Genomic DNA, 19833 nt, shown 5'->3' on the forward strand with positions numbered 1-19833 from the left:
ACTTATCGACTGTTAATTGTTAAAGAACTGTATTCGGTTACTGCTTTCGCGCTATCGACAAAGCGTTGTGTTTGTCAGCTGCGAAGAAGGAAGAGTATGAAGCAATTTGCTACGTCCGTCAACCCCGTTTTTCAGCGCATTGCGCTTAAAAACTTTTCTCACTTCACGCTGCATTTGCATGCGTCGTTCAGCGAGGGGGCGAATTATAGCCAAGCAACAGCGTGTCCGCAAGAGCCATTTATGGCAAGACGAATGATTTCACCAAGGTCAATTCGCCGGCGGCCCGCATCGGCACCTGGAAGCTCTGCAGCTTTTCACGTGGCGTGCCTTCGTTGGTGATGACCGATATGCGGGCGACGGTCAGCATGGCGGTGTTCTCGCCGCTGCCGTAGTAATTCACATAGACGTGATAATTACCCTTCACAGGCGCCGAACTGGAGAAAATCTCCGGGCCATAGCCGGTGGTCACGTCCACATCCAGCGCGCCACCATCTTTCAGGACGCGATTGCCGTACCAGGCATGGCCGCCATCCGGCGTGACCACGTGCATATCGAGGTCGGTGCCGGCGCTGTCCCAGGACAGCACGATGCGCAGGCGCGCCTGGGTCTTGCCCTGGTAGCTGTCAACAAACTGGGCGCGCGCGCGGCTCCTGCCATCGGGCGAACGCACTTCCACGCTGTTCGAGCCGCTGCCAAAGCCATACGGACGGCCATAGCTGCCATCCTCTCCCACTTCCATCGGCATCGCCACGCCATTGACCACCAAAGTAGCGGGCTTACCCTTGACGGCGCCTGCGATGCGTCCCCGTATCTGCGCCGTCTCGGCCTGGCCCGGCTGCAGGTTGACCGACGCGGCGGGATAGTTGACCGCTTGCGTGTATTGCTCGCTGGCGCCGGCCGAATTGCGCCAGCCGCTCCTGGGGGCGTCGATGGTGACCTGGGCCTGCGCCCAGATTGGCAATAGCATTAGCGGAATCGAGCAGCGGATAGAGAAACTCACAGGGCCTCCAGGTTAAGGTCGACGAGCCGGCGGGCCAGCCGCTCGACATATTCTTCGTCCTGGCCGCGCGGATGGTTGCGCAGGCCAAGATGCAGGTATTCATGGGCCAAGGTGATGCGGTCTTCGCGCGTGGCCAGCGGCCGCATGAAGATACGGTTGCGCGACTGCTCCGAATACGGCGCGCCGCTCTGCAAGGCGCAGACCAGCGGCGCTGGCGACGGCGCCTCGTAGCCGGCCTCCCGCAGCAGCACGCGCTGCCAGCGCAGCACGGACCGCGCCAGCCAGTCCTCGTTCTGCGCCAGGCGCCGGCAACGTGCGCCGGTATTGCCAAAGGTACTCAGCGCGCCGCCAGGATATGCCGCCGCCAGCAATTCATCATAGTGCTTGCCTTGTCTGGCCTGGCGCACCGCCTCGCTCCACGCCATCGTGCCCTCGGACGGCTGGTTACTGTGATAGCGCACGGTGACGCCATCGACGATCAGCTGGTCGGTCCAGCGCGCAATCGCCAGCGCCGCCGGCGTGGCGGGGCTGGGACTGACGCGCTGGGTCGCGCTGCTGTCGGCGATCTGCTGGCAGCCCGCCACCGTCACCGCGTTCTGCTGCAGATACGTGCGCGCGGCGATCGCCAGCGCCTTGGCCGCTTCCGGCTCGCCGGCGTTCGCTTCGCGGTCGAGCACGCGCGCCACATATTCATTGACGCCGAAGCGGCCGCGCAATTGCGGACGGCCGCCCTTCTCCTGCAACAGCATCAATTCGCCCGTGCTGCGCAAGGCGAGGTTCTGGCCATTCTCGAATTGCACATGGTAGCGGCCATTCAGCGGGCCAGCTGCGGCCACGCCACGCTCGCCGCGCACGGCGCGCACGGCGCGGATCGGATAGCGCTTGAAGTAATCGACGACCACGCAGCCGCCATCGTCGGCCGCGCCCACTTTCGGCAAGCTGGCGGCCAGCCTGGGTGCCCACTGTGCGAAGACATTGCTGCTGCCACCCGCGCCGCCAAACCAGATCGGCGTGCCGTCGGCCAGCCAGCCGGCCGCGCCGCCGATACGCTCTTCTGCCTGACCCTTTTTCTGCTCGTGCCAGGAATACGTCTTTACGCGCAGCTGGCTGCCGAACCAGCGCGCCGTACCGGCGCCGCGTCCGTCGAGCACCACGCGCAGCAGCGCTGCCTCGGCATCCACGCGGCTGGCGACCGGGATGCTGTCCAGCGCGCGCAGCAGGCTATCGAGCCGTACCAACCGCCCCGGCGCAAGCTGCGCAGGATCGGATAGCCAGGCAAAGTCGCCTGCCGGCGCGCTCCCCAGGCGGCCGGTCCAGTAGTTGCGCCATGCCGCCGGCGCGATCATCAAGCGTCTGGGCGAGAAAAATGGGCCGCAGGACTGCGCCAGCGCCGCATCGTGACCGATGCTCTGGCCCGCATCACAGCAATACACCTCTTCCGGATCGCGGCCACCGCAGCGGTAATCCGGCATCGCCACCTTGTTATCCGTCGCGTATATATATACGAACAGCTTCCACAGGCTGGCCAGCGGTATTTGCCGCGCGCCGTCAAACGGCGGCGAGAGGGGCTGCGCGGCGCCCCCCTGGCGCAACTGCCGCACTTCCGTCTTACCATCGCGCCACCAGGCCATGTCCAGCGATGCAGACCACGCAGGTACGGCCAGCAGCAGGGTTGCCGTCAATGCAGGAAGTGCCACGCGCATCACTCGACCTTCAGCGCGCGCGTGGTCTTGCCGCCGCCTTCGAAGGCTTTCTGCTCCGGCTGGTACATGCGGTAAAAGCGCGCTGGCGGCAGCACATAGCTGCCCTTCTGCGCAAAGCGCAGCAAATGGCGCACCGTCACGTCGCCGGCCAAAGGCTCGATCGGCACGGCGTAGCCGTCGCGGCGTTCGGTGTGGCGCGCGCGTTCCAGCGCGGCCGGCTTGTCACCCGCCATGACCATGCCCCATGTCGTCGATTCGACCACGGCGCCAGGTGGCAGCGCCACTTCCAGCAAACCAAAGCGGTGCTTCGCTCCCGGTGCAGCCTTCAAGGTGATTTCATCGAGATACAGCGCGTCCGTGCTCAGCGCCTCGCCCGGCTTGACCAGCTCCGTCGTGTAGCCGCCCTTGCCCGCCTTCATGCGCAGGATGCGGCGCTCGACGGCAACCGGCAAGGTTTGCGCTTCGACGGCGTGGCTGTCGTACTGCAGCACGGCCACCGTGCCCGCAGGCGCCGGTGCCGCGAGACGCAGTTTGTCAGGCTGGCCCTTGGCGTCGCTCCAGCGCCAGACCGGCTGGCCGCTGCGACTGTCGCGTTTTTGCCAGGCGCCGTCCAGCGTGACGGCCGGCCCCTTGCCGAACGATGCGCCGCCCAGCTTCTTTTGCACCCACATCAACGTCATCGCGCGGTCCAGGGTCGGCATCTCGGCACGCACGCCAGCCAGCACCGCGTCGGCCTGCGATGGCGGCACTTCGCCGGCCAGCATCAGCAAGGCTTGCGCCACCGGCGCTTTCGATTCGCGCAAGACTTGCCAGGCGCTGGCCACTTGCAGTTGCAGCCCATGCGGCAAGGCGATGCCATTCTGGCCGGCCACCAGCGCCACCAGGCCCAGCGACATCGCTTGCGCTTCGCGGTCAAGGGCTCCGCCCAGCAGCAGGCTGCTACTGTCGCCCGCCTGGCGCGGCTTGCCGCCCAGGACGGCGATGGCGCTGTCGTCCACCAGGCCGGCTGCCAATGTCTGCGTGGGCAAGCCCATTTCGCGCGCCATCCACAGCACCAGCGCGCGGTCGCCCATCGCATCCTTCAAGCCATGTTCGCTGTAGACGGCCAGCAGCTTGTTCCAGTGCTCGGGCGGCAGCTCGATGCGCAGCGCGCGCGCCGCGTACCAGTCGGCGTAATAGGCGTAGGCCGTCATCAAGGCATTGCCGGCCGTGGCGTTGCCCCACCAGCCGAAGACGGCGTTGGGGCCCGCCATCGACACTAGGCGCAGGCGCTGCGCCGTCAGCAGCGTTTGCAGACGCTCACCCGCCGCGCCGGCGTCCGGCCCCAGGCTTTGCGTGGCCAGCGCCAGCGGAATCAAACGGCTCGCCGTCTGCTCCACGCAGCCATATGGATAGTCGATCAGGTCGTCGGCGATGCGCGCGAACTGGCTGGCTGCTCCTTGCGCGAACGAGACGCGGATATTGCGCGCGTCCGTCGGCAGCTTGAGCGGAATATCAGTAGTGGTCCCATCGAGCGGCAGCACCAGGGTGCGCGGACTGCTCCAGGCGGCGGGCAAGGTTTGCATGGCCGTGTCCAGCGCGTCGACCACTTTGCCATTCTGTTTCAGCTCCAGGCGCAGCGGCCCGGTAGCGCCAGCAGCGAGCGGAAACTCGACGTAGTTGACGCCCGGTTTGGCGGACAGTTTTTCCGTCTTCGGCTGCGCCCCGCCGGAGAGAACGACGTCGAGCGCCTGCTCCTTGCCAGTCTGGTTGAACACGGCCACCGAGGCACGCGGCGCATCGCCGGCGCGCATCCAGTCGGGCGCCGTCCACTTGGCATAGAAGTTCTTGTCCGACCGCAGATAGGCCGTGCGCTGGCCCACGCGCCCCTGCTCGTCCATCGCGCGGCCCGTGATACGCCAGCGGGTCAGCGCGTCCGGCATGGTGAAACTCACGCGCGCATTGCCATTCGCGTCGGTCTTGAGCGATGGCGCCCAGTACGCCGTATCGATATTGTCGCGGCGCGGACGTTCGAGCACCTTGACGCCGCGCTCGTTGTAATTGTGGCGCGCGGGCGCACCGGCGGTGCGGCCCTGCGCCATGTCGTAGCTGATGAAAGACAGGCTGGCCGTGGTGCGCACGTTGTTGCGGCGCGGATGGTAGAAGAAGTCGCCGATATCCGGCGCGATTTCCGGCTGCAGCACATAGATCATTTCATCGACCACGCCCAGCGCCACCATGGTGCTCAGCGGCTTGCCGTCGAGGGTGGCCTTGACGTCCAGGGTCACCTTCTCGCCGGGCTGGTAGACCTCCTTGTCGCTCTTGAATTGCAGCGCGATGCGCGGCTCGATCACTTGCAGACCGGCATTTTCGAAGACGAAGTCGCCATTGCGCGTATACGCCACCGAGAACGTCATGTTCGGGCCATGCTCCTCCCTGACGGGGATGCGCACGCGCCACTGCCGCGGCGCCACGCGCTTCGCCTGGTACCAATCCGCGGCGCCGGCCATCAAGCCATGGTGCTCCACCTTGTCGCGTTCGAGCGTCAACAGCGCCTGGTCGACCTTGTCGGAGAACGTGATCAAGGCTTCGGCGGTGTCGCCCGGACGATAGCGGGCGCGGTCGAGCACGATCTCGATGCTGCCCGGCGTCGTTTGCACGCCATCGCCGGCGACCCAGTGGCTGGCGGCGGCCAGCAGGTTGCCCCGTTCGTCGCGCAGCGCCAGCTGATACGAACCCGATGCGGGGAATGTCACGTCCCAACCCTTGGCGTTTGGATCGAATGCGCCCTCGGTCTTGCCTTGTTTTTCCAGCTGCACCATCTCCCAGCGCACGGGCTTGGCCGCGCCCTGGCCGTCGGCCAGCAAGTCGAAGTGCACGGACTGGCCCGGATCGGAAAACTGGCGCGCGGCCTTCAACTGGTAGCTGCTGCTCGAGCGTTCTATCATCAGCTCGCGCGTCGCCTTGACGCGGTAGGCCGCGCCATCGGTCGCCAGCACAGTCAGGATGTAGCGCGAAGGGTCGGCGGCGGGCGGCAAGGTGAAGTCCACATTGCCGCTGCCGTCGCTCGTCACTTCCTCGGTTTTCAAGGCCACCGGGAACAGGCCGCTGTAACGCAACTCGCCCTCGACCATGGTGTTTTGCTGGCCGCGCAGCGACAGGGTCATCTTCGCGTTTTTCACCGGCTTGCCATCGGGGTAGCGCAGCGCGATGCTGCCCTTGACCGCCTCGCCCGTCTTGAACTCCGGCTTCGATGGCTGGACGTTGATTTCAAAGTGCGGCTTGATGTATTCGGCCACGCGGAAGGCCGCGCCATATGCGCCATCCTTGTAATTGAAGCGCAGTTCATAGCCGCCGGCGGTGGCTTCCGTCGGCAGGCGGAAGCGCGTGTCGGCGCCCGTGTCGCCGGACAGCTGCAGCGTTTGCGTCAGCAGCGGCGTGCCATTCGGATTGAGCACGGTCAAGCTTAGCGGCGCGCTGGCCGCCGCCTGCGAGTTGCGCGCCGACGTGAATTCGCGGCCCACAAACTTGACGTTGACCTCGTCGCCGGGTCGGTACAGGGGCCGGTCCGTCACCGCATAAATCTTGGTGTTATAGATTTCGCTGTCATAGTAAAAATTCTCGGACACGAACACGCCGCCGGCACGGTCCTGGCCCAGCACATACGTGTGTTCGGGGCTGCCGCGCTCGAGCGATGCGACACCATCGGCGCCGGTGGTGGCCGACTGCAGCACGCCGGTGCCGTCGGTCCACGCCACGCTGGCGCCGGCCACGGCGGCGCTGTTGTCGCGCCGCGCCGTCCACACCAGCATCTGGCCGGACGATACCTTGGTGACGGCCACCGTATCCGACACGAACACCAGGGTGGTGGCGCGGTGTTCGCCGATGATCGCTTCGATCAGGTACAAGCCAGGCTGGCGTTTGCCCAGCGGAATCATCACGTTACCGGCACCGGCGACGATGAAATCGCTGCTCGATCCATCGAGCTTGACGCCTTTCGGCGGTGTGATGGCCTTGGCTTGCCAGATCGGATAGCGGAAGCTGTCGACCAGCTCCATGCCCTTGATCGGCTTGTATTGCGGATGGTTGGCGAACACAGTGCGCCGGCGGATCGCGTCATTCGTCGCCAATTGCGGCTGTTCCTTCGTTACCGCGAGGCGCGCCTCGCCGGAAAACAGCTTGCGCCAGGCCAGGCGCGACTGCTTCCACCAGCTATCCCACAGAAAGCTCAGGGTATTGGCCAGGCCTTCGCCCTGGTAATTGCCCTCGACCTGGATGCGGTGCAGATTGCGCTGCTTTTTCAGGAATTCCATCGGTTCGGGCACGCGGTAGACGACGATGTCGGCGCCCGAATACGCTTCCAGGTTCATGCGCCCCATGTCGCGGCCCGGCACTTCCAGGCGCACGCGCGCTTCATCAAGACTGCCGTAACTGGCGTCCGACAGCAGGAAGAAGGGTTCGCCCTTGAAGGTGGCGTAGTTGCTCGGTTCGCGTTCCTGCGCCGAGGCGCCGCCAATGAGGACCAACGCCAGCAGGCTGGCAAATAACAGTTTCATGAGAAGCTTCATGACAGGAACGCCAGCCGGAACACACCGGCGAAATTCGGATTGTTGACCACAGGTTGCCACCGCGTGTCCTTCCAGCTCGTAAGTTCTTTGATATCGACGGTCCGCAGACCATTGTCGTCGGGGGTGACGGTGCCGGTGTGGTAGGCGATGCGCGCCCCCATCCAGACCATCAGATGCTGTTCGTCGCCCTGGTCGAAAAACAGCAGGTCGCCGGGCAGCGCCTGGCTGATTTCGCGGGCGATGAAACGGCTGTTGTGCTGCACCAGCGCCAGTGCCGTGACGAAGTGGCCGACCGTGCCATCCGTCTGCACCCAGCGGTTGCGCAGGGCCGCCTGGGCCGCGCTCAATTCCAGTTCGGGCGGCAGGCGCCGGTCGCTGGCGATACCGTTCGCGCGCAGCCATTTCGCATCATGCACGGTGAGCGCCTCATTGACGGCAAAGCGCACGAGGCCCGCGCAATCGCGGTGCGTCCAGCGTGGCGACGGTCCCCGTTCGATCTGCACATTGACAATGCGCAACATCCAGGCCTGGAAGGCGCGGCCCTGGGCCTGCGACAGCTGCACTTGCGGTTCGGCGGCCGCGCGCAGGGCCCACGCCCGGGGCGCAGCCACGGTGGCGGCGCAAGCCGCGAGCCAGCGCAAGGCCGCGCGGCGCGCGTGCCGCACCGTCATCGCGCAGTCTCCTGCCATTCCAGCGCTTCCCATGCGGTGCCGCTGGCTGGCTGCCGCTTGAGCACCATGCGCAGCGGCGGATATTTTTTCAAGGCGTTCAGGCGCGGCACCAGGTGTTCGTTGGCGGCCGCGCGCAGTACCGGTTCGTTATTCGCCGGCAGGGTGTCGAAGGCTTCCAACTGGATCAGCCGGGCCAGCGATGCCGGGGCGATCAGGCCGATGGTATGCGCGCCATCGGGCAGCAGGTCGCTGGCCGCCGGGGCCTGCTTGCGGCGCACGGCCAGCACCTGGTCCACCAGCTTGCCGTCGGCCGAGAAGACAACCGTATTGCCGGCCACGGCCAGCGCCGGCGTGGACTGGCCCAGTGCCGTGGCGACGCTGCGCTCCCAGCGTACGAACTCACCTTTACTATCCTTGCCGGTCGTCTTGCGCACGGGGTCCTTGCCGCCGATGGCCGCCTCGAACAGGCTGCCATATGCAGCGTCATCCCCGGCCTGTGCACTGCGCGTGGCGACAAACACCGGCGTATGCAGGCGCGACGTGCCGTACCAGCAGGCGGCGGCCGGCCCTTGCAAGTGCCCGGCCAGCGGCACCACCGGCTCGGAAGTCTTGCTCCCCAGGCGCTTGAGCACGGGCTGCAGTGCGGCCCAGTCCACCGGCACGCTGAAGCAGGCGCTGGGACTGTGCGGCAGCACGGGCCACAGGGCACTGCTGTCATAGCCGCCGTTTTTCAGCTTGTCGGCATTGAGCAGCACCTTGGACTGCCAGGCGCCCTTTTGAAAATCGAAGCGCAGCGCTTCGAGCGCGCCGAAGAAGGGCTGGTAGCCGAACGACAGGAAGTCCGCCTTGACGGCGATGCTGTGGCCCTCGGGCGGGGCGCCGTCGAGATGGAATTGCGCATGAAAGACGTTCTGTTTGGCGGCTTCCGGCGCCAGCAGGCTGGCCACGGTTTTCTCGGCCGTGCCATCGCCGCTCTTGCCGTCGCTGCCGCCGTACAGCATGCCGGGATGGGACAGGATGACCAGGCGCTGGCCGTGCGCGGCAAACAGCAAGGTGCGCTGGTAGGCGTAATTGAGCGCATACACGGGCACCTGGCCGCCATCGACGCGCAAGCTGCCGGCCACGCGCATTTGCGTATCCTTCAAGGCGATCTTGCCCGCTTCCTCGAGCAGGCGCGTCAGCTGGTTGCGCGATACGGCAATGGCAAAATGCTTGAGCGAGCCATCGGCGTCGCGCCACAGGGCCACTTCCGCGGGCTGGTCCAGCACCATGCGCAGCAGCTGGTCGCCCCAGCCCAGTTCATGTTCGTAGGCGATGCGGCGCAAGCTGCCCTTGAGCCCCAGCCGGTCTTCGCTCTGCTCGTAATAGAACAGGAAATCCTCGCGCAGCACGTCGCGCGCCAGCGGCACCGTCAGCAAGTCGCGCGGCAAGGTCGACAGGCTTTTCGTGCGGACCAGCGCGTCGGGCCTGGATAAGTCCAGCTTCAGGCCGTTGACCGGCCCCAGCATGCCCCAGCCGAAGACCCGGTAACCGACCAGCGCGGCAGCCACCACGGCCACGCCAGCCAGCGCCCCGAGCAGAATTTTCTTATTGAGTACTTTTTTCGCCAGCACCGTATATCCCTTTTACCCGCCGTAGCATTGACAAGTTAGTAATTATTGACAAATGGTAACATGGCATTTGTGGCCGCAGCGCACAGCTGACGCGACAGCGTAAAATAGCGGTTTCGCCGTTTCAATCGCCTCCCATGACCATCCTGCTCTCCACTCTGAACGCCCGCTACACCCACGCCTCGCTGGGATTGCGCTATTTGCTGGCCAATATGGGGCCGCTGCAAGCGCAGACGCGGCTGCAGGAATTCGTCATCGGCACGAAAACCACGGAACTGGTCGAGCGCATCCTGCAAAACAAGCCCCGCATCATCGGTTTTGGCGTGTATATATGGAACGTCGAGGAAACAACGAAGCTGGTGGCCATGCTCAAGCGCGTGGCGCCCGAGGTCATCATCGTGCTGGGCGGGCCGGAAGTGTCGCATGAGGCGGGCGAGCAAGAGATCGTCAAGCTGGCCGACTACCTGATCACGGGCTGGGGCGACGTCACCTTCCCCAAGCTGTGCGGCGAGATCCTCCACGGCCCGAAGCCGCTGATGAAGATCCATGCGGGCGTGCAAGCCCCGCTGGCGGAACTGCAACTGCCCTACTCCCTGTATACAGACGACGATATCCGCCACCGCACGATTTACGTGGAAGCGTCGCGCGGCTGCCCGTTCAAGTGCGAATTCTGCCTGTCGGCGCTGGACAAGACGGCCTGGCCCTTCGCGCTGGAGAACTTCCTGGCCGAAATGGAGTCCCTGCATGCGCGCGGCGCGCGCCTGTTCAAGTTCGTCGACCGCACCTTCAACCTGAACATCAAGACCAGCCTGAAGATCATGCAGTTCTTCCTGGACAAGATCGAGGCGAATCCGGACGATCCGATCTACGCCCACTTCGAGCTGGTGCCCGACCACTTGCCCGACGCCTTGAAGGAAGGCATCGGCAAATTCCCGCCCGGCGCGCTGCAATTTGAAATTGGCATCCAGAGTTTCAATCCGGACGTGCAATCGCTGGTCAGCCGCAAGCAGGACAATCAAAAGGCGGCCGACAACATCCGCTGGCTGTGCGAAGAATCGAACGCCCACCTGCACGTGGACTTGATCGCCGGCTTGCCGGGCGAGGATGAAGCGAGCTTTGCGGCCGGTTTCAACAAGCTGGTGGCCCTGAAACCGCATGAAATCCAGTTCGGCATATTAAAACGGCTGCGCGGCACGCCCATCATCCGCCATACGGAAAACTATGGCATGGTGTTCGACCCGCACCCGCCGTACACCATCCTGGCGAACAAACAGCTCGATTTCATGAGCATGCAGCGCCTCGTGCGCTTCGCCCGCTACTGGGACCTGGTGGCCAACTCGGGCCGCTTCGCCAATACGGTGCAATGGATGCTGGGCGATGCGCCGTTTGAAAACTTCATGGACTTTTCGAACTGGCTGTACGCCCACACGGATGCCACGCACCGCATCGCCATGGAGCGCCTGGCCAAGCTGGTGGCGCAATGGCTGCAGACGCGCGGCATGAGCGCGCTTGAAGCCAATGCCCTCGTGGCCAGCGACTATGCGGGCGGCGCGCAGGCAGCCGCGCACGCCAAGCCAGCCGAAGTGAGTACTAGCAATGCCAAGGTGCGCCCGGACGTCGCCCTGCCGCAGCGGCAGGCGCGCCACCTCGCGTCCTGAGGGGCCGGCGATTGAACAGCGGTGGCGGTCTGCGCCATTCTCCCTTAAACTGGCACGATGCCGACTGTACAATCGCCGAAACTGACCCTCTCCCAGACCAGCTCCCAACAGGGAGCCCTTGTCACTGCCAGCGGCACCTGGCAGGTGCACGCGCTGGCGCATGACAATGCGATCAAGGCCATCGATGCCCAGCTCAAGCCCTTGCAGGGCGATGCGAAGGCGCAATGGGACCTGTCGGCCATCGACAGCATGGACCATATCGGCGCCCAGCTGTTCTGGAATGCCTGGGGCAAGCGGCGTCCCGCGCAACTGACCCTGGCGCCGTCGCAGGAAGAGTTTTTCCGGCGCATCGAGGAAACGGGGCCGCTGGAAACGCCGCCCTCGCGCGCCAACCGCCTCACGCCCGTGATGAAGCTGGGCATGGCTATTTTGCTGTTTTTCCAACATTTGAAGGGTTTTATCGCCCTCGTAGGCCAGGTGACGCAGGATATCGGCCGCTTCGCGCGCCATCCGATGCGCGGGCCGTGGCGCGAAATTTCCGCCAATATCTTCCATGCGGGCTTCCAGGCGCTGGGCATCACGGCCCTCGTCGGCTTTCTGATCGGCGTGGTGCTGTCCTATCTGTCCGCGCAGCAGCTGCGCGCCTTTGGCGGCGACATTTACCTGGTCAACCTGCTGGGCATGAGCGTCATCCGCGAACTCGGGCCGCTGCTCGCCGCCATCCTCGTGGCCGGCCGCTCGGGCTCGTCGATCACGGCCCAGCTGGGCGTCATGCGCGTCACGGAAGAGCTCGACGCCATGCTGGTGATGGGCATTTCGCACGGTTTCCGCCTGATCATGCCGAAAGTGCTGGCCCTGGCCATTTCCATGCCCCTGCTCGTCATCTGGACGGATACGGCTGCGCTGATCGGTGGCATGGTGGCGGCCAAGGTAGAACTGAATCTTTCGGCGCGCTATTTCATCCAGAAGCTGCCGGACGCCGTGCCGCTGGCCAATTACATGATCGGCCTGGGCAAGGGCGTGATTTTCGGCATGCTGATCGCGCTGGTCTCGTGCCACTTCGGCCTGCGCATCAAGGCCAACACGGAAAGCCTGGGGCGCGGCACCACCACCGCCGTCGTCACGGCCATCACCGTGGTGATCCTGGCCGACGCCGTGTTCGCCATCGTCTTCAATGGAGTGGGCTACTGATGGCGGACAACGATATCGCTTGCGGCACGGGCAAGGAAGGCCAGTTCAACCTGCATGGCGACGCGCCCGTGGTGGAAATCACCAATCTGTGGACCAAGTTCGGCCGCACCGTCGTGCACCAGGACTTGAACCTGGAAATCGAACGGGGCGAGATCCTTTCCATCGTGGGCGGCTCCGGCACAGGCAAGACGGTGCTGCTGCGGCAGATGCTGGGCCTGGAACATCCGGCGCGCGGATGCGTCAAAGTCTTTGGCGAAGATATCAACCAGGCAAGTTCCGACCAGCTGCAGCAATTGCGCAACCACTGGGGCATGCTGTTCCAGCAAGGCGCCCTGTATTCGGCCCTGACCGTGTTCGACAACGTGGCCCAGCCGATGCGCGAATTGCGCGTGCTGCCCGAGGCGCTGGTGCACGACGCGGTACTATTGAAGATGAATATGGTGGGCCTGGGCCCGGAACATGCGCTGAAAATGCCGTCGGACTTGTCGGGCGGCATGATCAAGCGCGTGGCCCTGGCCCGCGCCCTGGCGCTGGAACCGAAGCTGCTGTTCCTCGACGAACCGACGGCCGGCCTGGATCCGGACCTGTCGGAAAGTTTCGTGTCCCTGATCCAGTCGCTGCACCGCGAACTGGGCTTGACGGTGGTGATGGTCACGCATGACCTCGACACTTTGTTCGCCCTGTCCACGCGCATCGCCGTGCTGGCGGAAAAACACGTGATCGCCATCGGCCCCACGCGCGAGGTGATCGAAGTCGACCACCCGTTCATCAAGCAATTTTTCCTCGGCGACCGCGGCAAGCGCGCGCTGGCCGTCCTCGACGAGAAACAGGCGGCCGGCAAGGCGGCGCAGCCGGGCGACGACGCCGGCACAGACAAGAAAGCGGAGAAGTAATGGAAAACAGATCACATGCCCTGATGACGGGATTTTTTACACTCACCCTGCTGGTGGCCGCCATCCTGTTCGGCGTCTGGTTCAACCGCGACCGCGTGGAACGGGTGCCGTACCTGCTCGCCACCACCCTGTCCGTGCCTGGCCTCAATCCGCAGGCGACCGTGCGCTACCGGGGCCTGGAAGTGGGCAAGGTCGACGCCATCGACTTCGACACGCAAAAAGCGGGGCAAATCCTCGTGCACATCAGCGTGGCGCCCGACACCCCCGTCACCAACACCACCTTTGCCACCCTGGGCTACCAGGGCGTGACGGGTATCGCCTACATCCAGCTCGACGACGAGCACGTGGGTTCGACACTGCTGGGCACCAGCAAGGACAAGCCCTCGCTGATCCCCCTGCGCGCGGGCTTGCTCGACCAGCTGGAAAAGCGGGGCAAGCGCATCCTCGACCAGGCCGAACAGATCACCAACAAGGTCAACAACCTGCTCAGCCCCGACAACCAGGCGGCCATGCTGGGCGCCTTCAACGAAGTGGGCAAGGCGGCCAAGGCCTTCGGCGCCATTCCGCAGCAGCTGGAACCGACCCTGACGCAATTGCCGCAGCTGACGGAACAAACGCGCCAAACCTTGACGGCCGTCAGTACGGCCAGCAAGAACGTGTCGGACTTGACGGCCACATGGAAAAAGCTGGGCAACGATATCCAGGCGCCCGGCGGCGTGCTCGAGAAGGTCAATGGCACGGTCGACCGGGTCGGCAATTCCGTGGAAACGGTGGCCAATGGCGTGTCGCTGGAAGTCTTGCCGCAGGTAATCGAGCTGAGCGGCGAGGCGCGTTCCTCGATGCGCGCCCTGAAAACCACCATGAGCACGCTCAATGAACAGCCGCAGAGCATCTTGTTCGGCGCCCCAGACATTCCGCCCGGCCCGGGCGAGCCCGGTTTTTCGGCGCCGGGCAAATAAGGAGATTGCACGATGAACTTCCCCCGCTTTTCCCCTGTCAGCGTGCTGACCCTGGCCACGGCATTGTTGCTCGGCGGCTGCGCCAGCCGCGGCCCCGTCCCCACTTTCTATGACTTCGGCCCGGCCGCGCCGACGGCAGCCGCGCAACCGGCCACGCCAGCCGTGCCCGTGCCCGTGCTGGTGATCGCCGACGCCAACGGCCCCTCCTGGCTCGACAGCCAGCGCATGTATTACCGCCTGCTGTACGCCGACGCGCAGCAATCGCGGCCGTACGCCTACAACCGCTGGAACACGCCGCCGCTGCAGCTGCTGAGCCAGCGCCTGAAGACGCGCGTGGCGCAAAGCGGCGTGAAAGTGCTGTCGACCACGGACGCGGCCGCCGGCATGCCCCTGCTGCGCATCGACGTCGATGATTTTTCGCAAAACTTCGATACGCAGACGCAGAGCAGCGGCCACGTCTCGCTGCGCGCCTCGCTGTTCCGCGGCCACCGCCTGATCGACCAGAAAACCTTCAGCCGCAGCGGCCCGGCAAGCAGCGCCGACGCGCAAGGGGGCGCGCAAGCGCTGGCGGCGGCCTCGGACGCCATCGCCGCCGACCTGCTGACCTGGCTGGGCACGCTGACCATCCCGAAAGAATGACGGCGCCAGCTTCCCCCGCCAGTCCGGCGGCACCACTGCCGCCCGCCCGCTCCTCGCCCGTGTCGCGCGCGACCCTGCTCGCCTACGTCTTCCTGATCGTGTACGCCAGCTGGTTTCCATTCACGGGCTGGCACAGCAATGGCTTGTCGCCGCTGACGTTCCTGGAAAACACGCGCATGCCCCGCTACTGGACGGGCTTCGACGTGGGCATCAACGTCGTCGGCTACATCCCGCTGGGCGCCTTGATCGTGTATTCGCTGTTTCCAAGGATCACAGGTTTCTTTGCCGTCATCGTCGCCAGCCTGTGCGGCGTGTTGATTTCCGGCAGCATGGAAGCCGTGCAAACCTATCTGCCCAGCCGCGTTTCGTCGAACCTGGACTTTTATACGAACTCGGCCGGCTGCTTCATCGGTTCCCTCATCGGCGCCTTGACGGCGCGCAAGCTGCTCGACCATAGCCATTTGTACCGCCTGCGCCAGCGCTGGTTTGCCCAGCACGCCAGCCAGGGCCTGGTGCTGGTGGCCCTGTGGCCGCTGGCGCAGATCTATCCGCAAGGCTATCTGTTCGGCCTGGGCCAACTGCTGCCCATCCTGTCGGACTGGCTGTCGCGCCTGGCGGGCATGGAGATCGACCTGGCCACCTACCTGCGGCCCGACGTAATCTTAACTGTCGAGCAATATTGGCTTTCAGAAACCATCATCACGGCCTGCGGCATGACGGGCGCCGTGCTTACCTTGCTGTGCCTGCTGCGCCGCGCCGCGCCCCGCGCCGTGCTGATGCTGATCCTCATCGCCGCCGCCCTGACCGTGCGCTCGATGGCCAGCGCGTTGCTGTTTTCGCCGGAAAACGCCTTCGTCTGGATCACGCCGGGCGCCCAGGGCGGTTTCCTGATCGGCCTGATCATGCTGGGCGGCCTGGCGTTCGCGCCGCACGTGGCGCAACGCCGCATCGCGGCCGCCACCTTGCTGCTGAGCCTGGTAATGGTGAATACGACGCCGATCAACCCGTATTTCATGTCGACCTTGCAAGGTTGGGTGCAAGGCAAGTTCCTCAACTTCAATGGCGCGGCGCAATTCCTCGCCTTGCTGTGGCCCTTCATGGCCCTGTGGTTCCTGTGCCTGCCCTCGCACCGCCTGAACCGGCAGGAAGACGCGCAGCGCCAGCGTCGCGAAGACCACCCATAAGCGTTATCATGGCGCATTGATGAATCAGCAGGAGAATAGTATGAGCGACGCACCGTATTTTGAACGCCACGTTTTTTTCTGCATGAATAAACGTGAAGACGGCCGCAACAGCTGCGGCGACCATGGCGCGGAAGCGGCGCAAAAGCATTGCAAGCGCCGCATCAAGGAGCTCGACATGAATGGCGCGGGCAAGATCCGCATCAACCAGGCCGGCTGCATGGACCGCTGCGAAGAAGGCCCGCTGCTGGTGATCTACCCGGAAGCGACCTGGTACACCTATGTCGACACCAGCGATATCGATGAAATCATCGATACGCACCTGGTGGGCGGCAAAATTGTCGAACGCCTCAAGATTTAATGCCAATTTAAGAGATACCCACCAGTATGAGCATCATGAACAGAAACTCGGAAAAATTTACCCTCGCCGGCCATGCAGGCAGCATGGAAGGCTTGCTCGATTTCCCGGCAGACACTCCGCGCGGCATCGCCCTTGTGGCCCATCCGCACCCGCTGTACGGCGGCACGATGGATAACAAGGTCACGCAAACCCTGGCGCGTGCGTTTGTCGCGCTCGGTTACGTCGTGGCGCGCATCAACTTCCGCGGCGTCGGTGCTTCCGAAGGCGTGCACGACCATGGCGCGGGCGAGACGGACGACATGCAGTTGCTGTATGAACACATGCGCGGCCTGTATCCGGGCTTGCCCGTGGCCCTGTCCGGTTTCTCGTTCGGCACCTTCGTGCAATCGAAACTGCAGGAACGCCTGGCCGCCGCCGGCACGCCCGCCGAGCGCCTGGCGCTGATCGGCAGCGCGGCCGGCAAGTGGGCCATGGCGGACATTCCCGCCGACACCATCTTGATCCACGGCGAACTGGACGACACGATTCCCCTGTCCGCCGTCTTCGACTGGGCCCGTCCACAAGACATTCCCGTGATCGTGATCCCCGGCGCCGACCATTTTTTCCACCGCAAGCTCAATCACATCAAGAACCTCGTGATTGCCCTGTGGCATGGTGACAAACCCGCAATAGCAGCAGATGATCATTGAAGTGTGGGCTTACTAGCGCCTCCACGGCTATAATTGATCCGTTTTTTCCACGCGGCCATGCAGGTAGCAACAGCATGGCCCTCAGCCTTCATCTTTTTCTCGCAGACCAGCCCCATGAAAAAACTTTTAGCGGCACTGGCCTCCAGTGTATTTTTCTTTTCCGCCGCCTACGCCCAAAGCGTTCCAGCCCCGACCATCGCCGCCAAGTCCTGGCTGTTGCTTGACGCCACCAGTGGCCAGATCATTGCTTCGCAAGATCCGGACGCGCGCATCGAGCCGGCTTCGTTGACCAAGATCATGACGGCTTACCTGACGTTTGCCGCCATCCGCGAAAAGAAACTGGCGCTGGACCAAAAAGTGAATGTGTCCGTGCGTGCCTGGAAAGTCGATTCGAGCAGCTCGAAGATGTTCATCGACCCGGCCACGCCCGTGTCGATCGACGACTTGCTGCACGGCCTGATGATTCAATCGGGTAACGATGCCGCCGTGGCCCTGGCTGAAGCCGTGGCCGGCGATGAAGGCACCTTCGTCGTGCTGATGAACCGCGAAGCGCAACGCATGGGTCTGAAAAACACGCGTTTTGCCAATCCGCATGGCTTGCCTAGCCCAGATAACTATTCCACTGCGCAAGACCTGTCCGTGCTGGCCAAGCGCGTGATCGCCGACTACCCGGAATTCTACAAAATCGATTCCGTGAAAAGCTTTACGTACAACAAGATCACCCAGCCTAACCGCAACCGCCTGCTGTGGCTGGACCCAACCGTGGACGGCATGAAGACGGGCCACACGGAAGCGGCCGGCTATTGCATGATCGCCTCGGCCCGCCGTCCAGGCGGCACGGGCGAGCGCCGCCTGATCTCTGTGGTGCTGGGCACCACATCGGACCAGGCCCGCACGCAGGAAAGCCAGAAGCTGCTGAACTGGGGCTTCCAGAACTTCGATACGGTCAAGCTGTACTCGAAAGGCCAGGCAGTGGCCACGCCGGAAGTGTGGAAGGGCTCGAAAGGCACCGTGAAAATCGGTTTCGCCCGCGATGTGCTCGTCACCGTACCAAAAGGCACGGCTGCCAAGATGAAACCTGTGCTGGAACGCAAGGACCCGCTGGTCGCGCCACTGGCTGAAAACGCGCCTGTCGGCAAACTGAAAATGATGGTCGACGACAAGGTCCTGCTGGAACTGCCGGTCGTTGCGCTGGAGACCATCAACCAGGCCACGATCTTCGGCCGTGCCTGGGATTCGATGCGCCTGTGGTTGAAATAAGCAGTTAGCGTCCCCCATAAAAAATGCCCGCAGATGCTGCGGGCATTTTTTTCGTCTTGCGTTACGTCAATTACTTCGCCGGCGCATCCTTCAAGTGCGGCTGGCGCGCCACGGGCGGGAAGGTGCCGTGGCGGCCCGCCGCAAACGTCGCTTCCGTCTGCGATGGCTCCACCGGCACGGACACCTTGCGCACCTTGGCCACCTGCGCCGCCGTCACGGGCGTGCCGCGGTTGCCCCAGCTGGTCTGGATGAAGGTCACCACCTGCGCAGTCTGCTCATCGTTGAAGATGTCGGCATACGGCGCCATCGTCAGCGCCGACGGCGCCGTGCGCGTGGCGGGCACGGCGCCTCCCGACAGCACGATGTTGATGGCCGACGTGGGATCGTTCGTCTGCAGCACGGCATTGCCGGCCAGCGCAGGGAAAGCCTTGTCGTAGCCCTTGCCGTCGGAACGGTGGCAACCGGCGCAACGGTCCAGGTACAGCTGCGCACCCGTGGAATGGACGATGCCGCTGAACAATTGCTTGCCCAGCTTGTCGTCCGCCACGAAGGCCGGCGTGGCCGGGTTCGATGGCGGCAGGGATTTCAGGTATTTCGCCATCGCCGCCAGGTCACCATCCGTCATGTGCTGCATGGAATGGGCCACCACGTCGTTCATGGCGCCGAACGAGGCCGTATGGCTGTTGCGGCCCGTTTTGAGGAATTCGGCGATCTCCGCCGCGCTCCAGCGCGCCAAACCGCCGCCATGTTCATTGCGCAACGAGGGTACGGACCAGCCGTCGATCACGCCGCCGCCCGCCAGGAAGGTGGTATTGCCCTCGTCCGTCAGCGATTTTTCCTGCATGCCCACGCCGCGCGCCGTATGGCAGGCGCCGCAGTGGCCCAGGCCTTGCACCAGGTAGGCGCCACGCAGCAATTGCGCGTCGCCCGTGACCGGCGTTTTATACGGCTGCGGCGTGGGAGCGAAGGCCCAGCGCCAGATGGTCAAGGGGAAACGCATCGACAATGGCCACGGGATGTCGGCCGCCTTGTTCGGCGTCGGGTCCGCCTTCACGCCATGCATGAAGTAGGCGTACAGCGCCTGCATGTCCGCCTCGCTCAGGCGCGAGTACGACGGATACGGCATGGCCGGATACACGGTATAGCCGTGCTTGGTCACGCCCGTGCGCATCAGCTTGTCGAAATCGGCAAAGCTCCAGTCGCCGATGCCGGCCTTCTTGTCCGGCGTGATATTGGTGGAATACACCTTGCCGATCGGCGTTTCCATGCCCAGGCCGCCCGCGAACGGATGGCCTTTCGTGCCGGCCGTGTGGCAGGCGATGCAGTCGCCGGCGCGGGCCAGGTATTCGCCCTGGCGTATCAGCTGGGCGTTCGGAGTGGTGGCAGCGGCCGTGGTGGCGGACCAGGCAGTGCCGGAGGCGAGCGCCAGCAGCAGCGCGCCCACGGTATGGGTGAATGTGTTGTTCATCTT

Annotated in this window: 15 protein-coding genes; 9 read left to right on the plus strand and 6 right to left on the minus strand. The window is 64.3% G+C overall.

Annotation, left to right across the window (positions count from 1 at the left end; translation table 11 throughout):
- Positions 1-238 precede the first annotated feature (238 nt).
- The 5 genes from OX460_RS26765 to OX460_RS26785 are packed head-to-tail and all read right to left on the minus strand — an operon-like array spanning position 239 to position 9534.
- Positions 239-967 (minus strand): DUF2135 domain-containing protein, encoded by a 729-nt coding sequence (locus tag OX460_RS26765; protein ID WP_289900474.1) that lies wholly within the window; start codon positions 965-967, stop codon positions 239-241.
- Positions 968-996: 29 nt separating this feature from the next.
- Positions 997-2697: a DUF2300 domain-containing protein gene (locus OX460_RS26770; RefSeq protein WP_289900475.1), complete on the minus strand. Its 1701-nt coding sequence runs from the start codon at positions 2695-2697 to the stop codon at positions 997-999.
- Positions 2698-2702: 5 nt separating this feature from the next.
- Positions 2703-7238, minus strand: coding sequence for an alpha-2-macroglobulin (locus OX460_RS26775; RefSeq protein ID WP_289900476.1), 4536 nt, complete (start codon positions 7236-7238; stop codon positions 2703-2705).
- Between the two features lie 8 nt (positions 7239-7246).
- Positions 7247-7921 carry a DUF1175 family protein gene (locus tag OX460_RS26780; RefSeq protein WP_289900477.1) on the minus strand — a complete coding sequence of 225 codons (675 nt, stop codon included), beginning with the start codon at positions 7919-7921 and terminating at the stop codon, positions 7247-7249.
- On the minus strand, positions 7918-9534 hold the full coding sequence (locus tag OX460_RS26785; RefSeq protein ID WP_289900478.1) for a DUF2138 family protein: 1617 nt from the start codon (positions 9532-9534) through the stop codon (positions 7918-7920). The genes OX460_RS26780 and OX460_RS26785 overlap by 4 nt, the downstream gene beginning before the upstream one ends.
- Before the next feature lie 134 nt (positions 9535-9668).
- Here OX460_RS26785 and OX460_RS26790 point away from each other — a divergent pair, with 134 nt between their 5' ends.
- The 9 genes from OX460_RS26790 (at position 9669) to OX460_RS26830 (ending at position 18362) form a co-directional block, all read left to right on the plus strand.
- On the plus strand, positions 9669-11189 hold the full coding sequence (locus tag OX460_RS26790) for a radical SAM protein (RefSeq protein ID WP_289900479.1): 1521 nt from the start codon (positions 9669-9671) through the stop codon (positions 11187-11189).
- A 57-nt stretch (positions 11190-11246) separates the two neighbouring features.
- Positions 11247-12380 (plus strand): ABC transporter permease, encoded by a 1134-nt coding sequence (locus OX460_RS26795; protein ID WP_289900480.1) that lies wholly within the window; start codon positions 11247-11249, stop codon positions 12378-12380.
- The gene (locus OX460_RS26800; protein WP_289900481.1) at positions 12380-13273 is read left to right on the plus strand and encodes an ATP-binding cassette domain-containing protein; all 894 of its coding nucleotides are present in this window, start codon (positions 12380-12382) and stop codon (positions 13271-13273) included. The genes OX460_RS26795 and OX460_RS26800 overlap by 1 nt, the downstream gene beginning before the upstream one ends.
- Positions 13273-14232: an MlaD family protein gene (locus OX460_RS26805; RefSeq protein ID WP_099666176.1), complete on the plus strand. Its 960-nt coding sequence runs from the start codon at positions 13273-13275 to the stop codon at positions 14230-14232. The genes OX460_RS26800 and OX460_RS26805 overlap by 1 nt, the downstream gene beginning before the upstream one ends.
- A gap of 12 nt (positions 14233-14244) precedes the next feature.
- The gene (locus OX460_RS26810; protein ID WP_289900482.1) at positions 14245-14871 is read left to right on the plus strand and encodes an ABC-type transport auxiliary lipoprotein family protein; all 627 of its coding nucleotides are present in this window, start codon (positions 14245-14247) and stop codon (positions 14869-14871) included.
- Positions 14868-16055 carry a VanZ family protein gene (locus OX460_RS26815; protein ID WP_099666174.1) on the plus strand — a complete coding sequence of 396 codons (1188 nt, stop codon included), beginning with the start codon at positions 14868-14870 and terminating at the stop codon, positions 16053-16055. The genes OX460_RS26810 and OX460_RS26815 overlap by 4 nt, the downstream gene beginning before the upstream one ends.
- A 40-nt stretch (positions 16056-16095) precedes the next feature.
- Positions 16096-16413 (plus strand): ferredoxin, encoded by a 318-nt coding sequence (locus tag OX460_RS26820; RefSeq protein ID WP_034781335.1) that lies wholly within the window; start codon positions 16096-16098, stop codon positions 16411-16413.
- Between the two features lie 35 nt (positions 16414-16448).
- Complete coding sequence (locus OX460_RS26825; protein ID WP_070280179.1) at positions 16449-17102, plus strand: alpha/beta hydrolase; 654 nt, start codon at positions 16449-16451, stop codon at positions 17100-17102.
- Positions 17103-17216: 114 nt separating this feature from the next.
- Positions 17217-18362, plus strand: coding sequence for a D-alanyl-D-alanine carboxypeptidase family protein (locus tag OX460_RS26830; RefSeq protein ID WP_251351651.1), 1146 nt, complete (start codon positions 17217-17219; stop codon positions 18360-18362).
- A 70-nt stretch (positions 18363-18432) separates the two neighbouring features.
- Here the strand turns inward: OX460_RS26830 and OX460_RS26835 are convergent, their stop codons facing one another.
- Entirely contained in the window at positions 18433-19830 is a 1398-nt protein-coding gene (locus OX460_RS26835) for a cytochrome c (RefSeq protein ID WP_289900483.1), read from the minus strand.
- Positions 19831-19833: the final 3 nt, after the last annotated feature.

The sequence above is a fragment of the Janthinobacterium sp. SUN033 genome (assembly GCF_030397595.1).
Classification (GTDB): domain Bacteria; phylum Pseudomonadota; class Gammaproteobacteria; order Burkholderiales; family Burkholderiaceae_D; genus Janthinobacterium; species Janthinobacterium kumbetense.

Excerpts from the sequence above, each read along its gene's own strand:
- OX460_RS26775 (WP_289900476.1), bottom strand. The coding sequence starts at position 7,238 with ATGAAACTGTTATTTGCCAGCCTGCTGGCGTTGGTCCTCATTGGCGGC.
- OX460_RS26820 (WP_034781335.1), top strand. The coding sequence starts at position 16,096 with ATGAGCGACGCACCGTATTTTGAACGCCACGTTTTTTTCTGCATGAAT.
- OX460_RS26830 (WP_251351651.1), top strand. The coding sequence starts at position 17,217 with ATGAAAAAACTTTTAGCGGCACTGGCCTCCAGTGTATTTTTCTTTTCC.
- OX460_RS26810 (WP_289900482.1), top strand. The coding sequence starts at position 14,245 with ATGAACTTCCCCCGCTTTTCCCCTGTCAGCGTGCTGACCCTGGCCACG.
- OX460_RS26835 (WP_289900483.1), bottom strand. The coding sequence starts at position 19,830 with ATGAACAACACATTCACCCATACCGTGGGCGCGCTGCTGCTGGCGCTC.
- OX460_RS26765 (WP_289900474.1), bottom strand. The coding sequence starts at position 967 with ATGCTATTGCCAATCTGGGCGCAGGCCCAGGTCACCATCGACGCCCCC.
- OX460_RS26800 (WP_289900481.1), top strand. The coding sequence starts at position 12,380 with ATGGCGGACAACGATATCGCTTGCGGCACGGGCAAGGAAGGCCAGTTC.
- OX460_RS26815 (WP_099666174.1), top strand. The coding sequence starts at position 14,868 with ATGACGGCGCCAGCTTCCCCCGCCAGTCCGGCGGCACCACTGCCGCCC.
- OX460_RS26825 (WP_070280179.1), top strand. The coding sequence starts at position 16,449 with ATGAACAGAAACTCGGAAAAATTTACCCTCGCCGGCCATGCAGGCAGC.
- OX460_RS26790 (WP_289900479.1), top strand. The coding sequence starts at position 9,669 with ATGACCATCCTGCTCTCCACTCTGAACGCCCGCTACACCCACGCCTCG.
- OX460_RS26805 (WP_099666176.1), top strand. The coding sequence starts at position 13,273 with ATGGAAAACAGATCACATGCCCTGATGACGGGATTTTTTACACTCACC.
- OX460_RS26795 (WP_289900480.1), top strand. The coding sequence starts at position 11,247 with ATGCCGACTGTACAATCGCCGAAACTGACCCTCTCCCAGACCAGCTCC.
- OX460_RS26780 (WP_289900477.1), bottom strand. The coding sequence starts at position 7,921 with ATGACGGTGCGGCACGCGCGCCGCGCGGCCTTGCGCTGGCTCGCGGCT.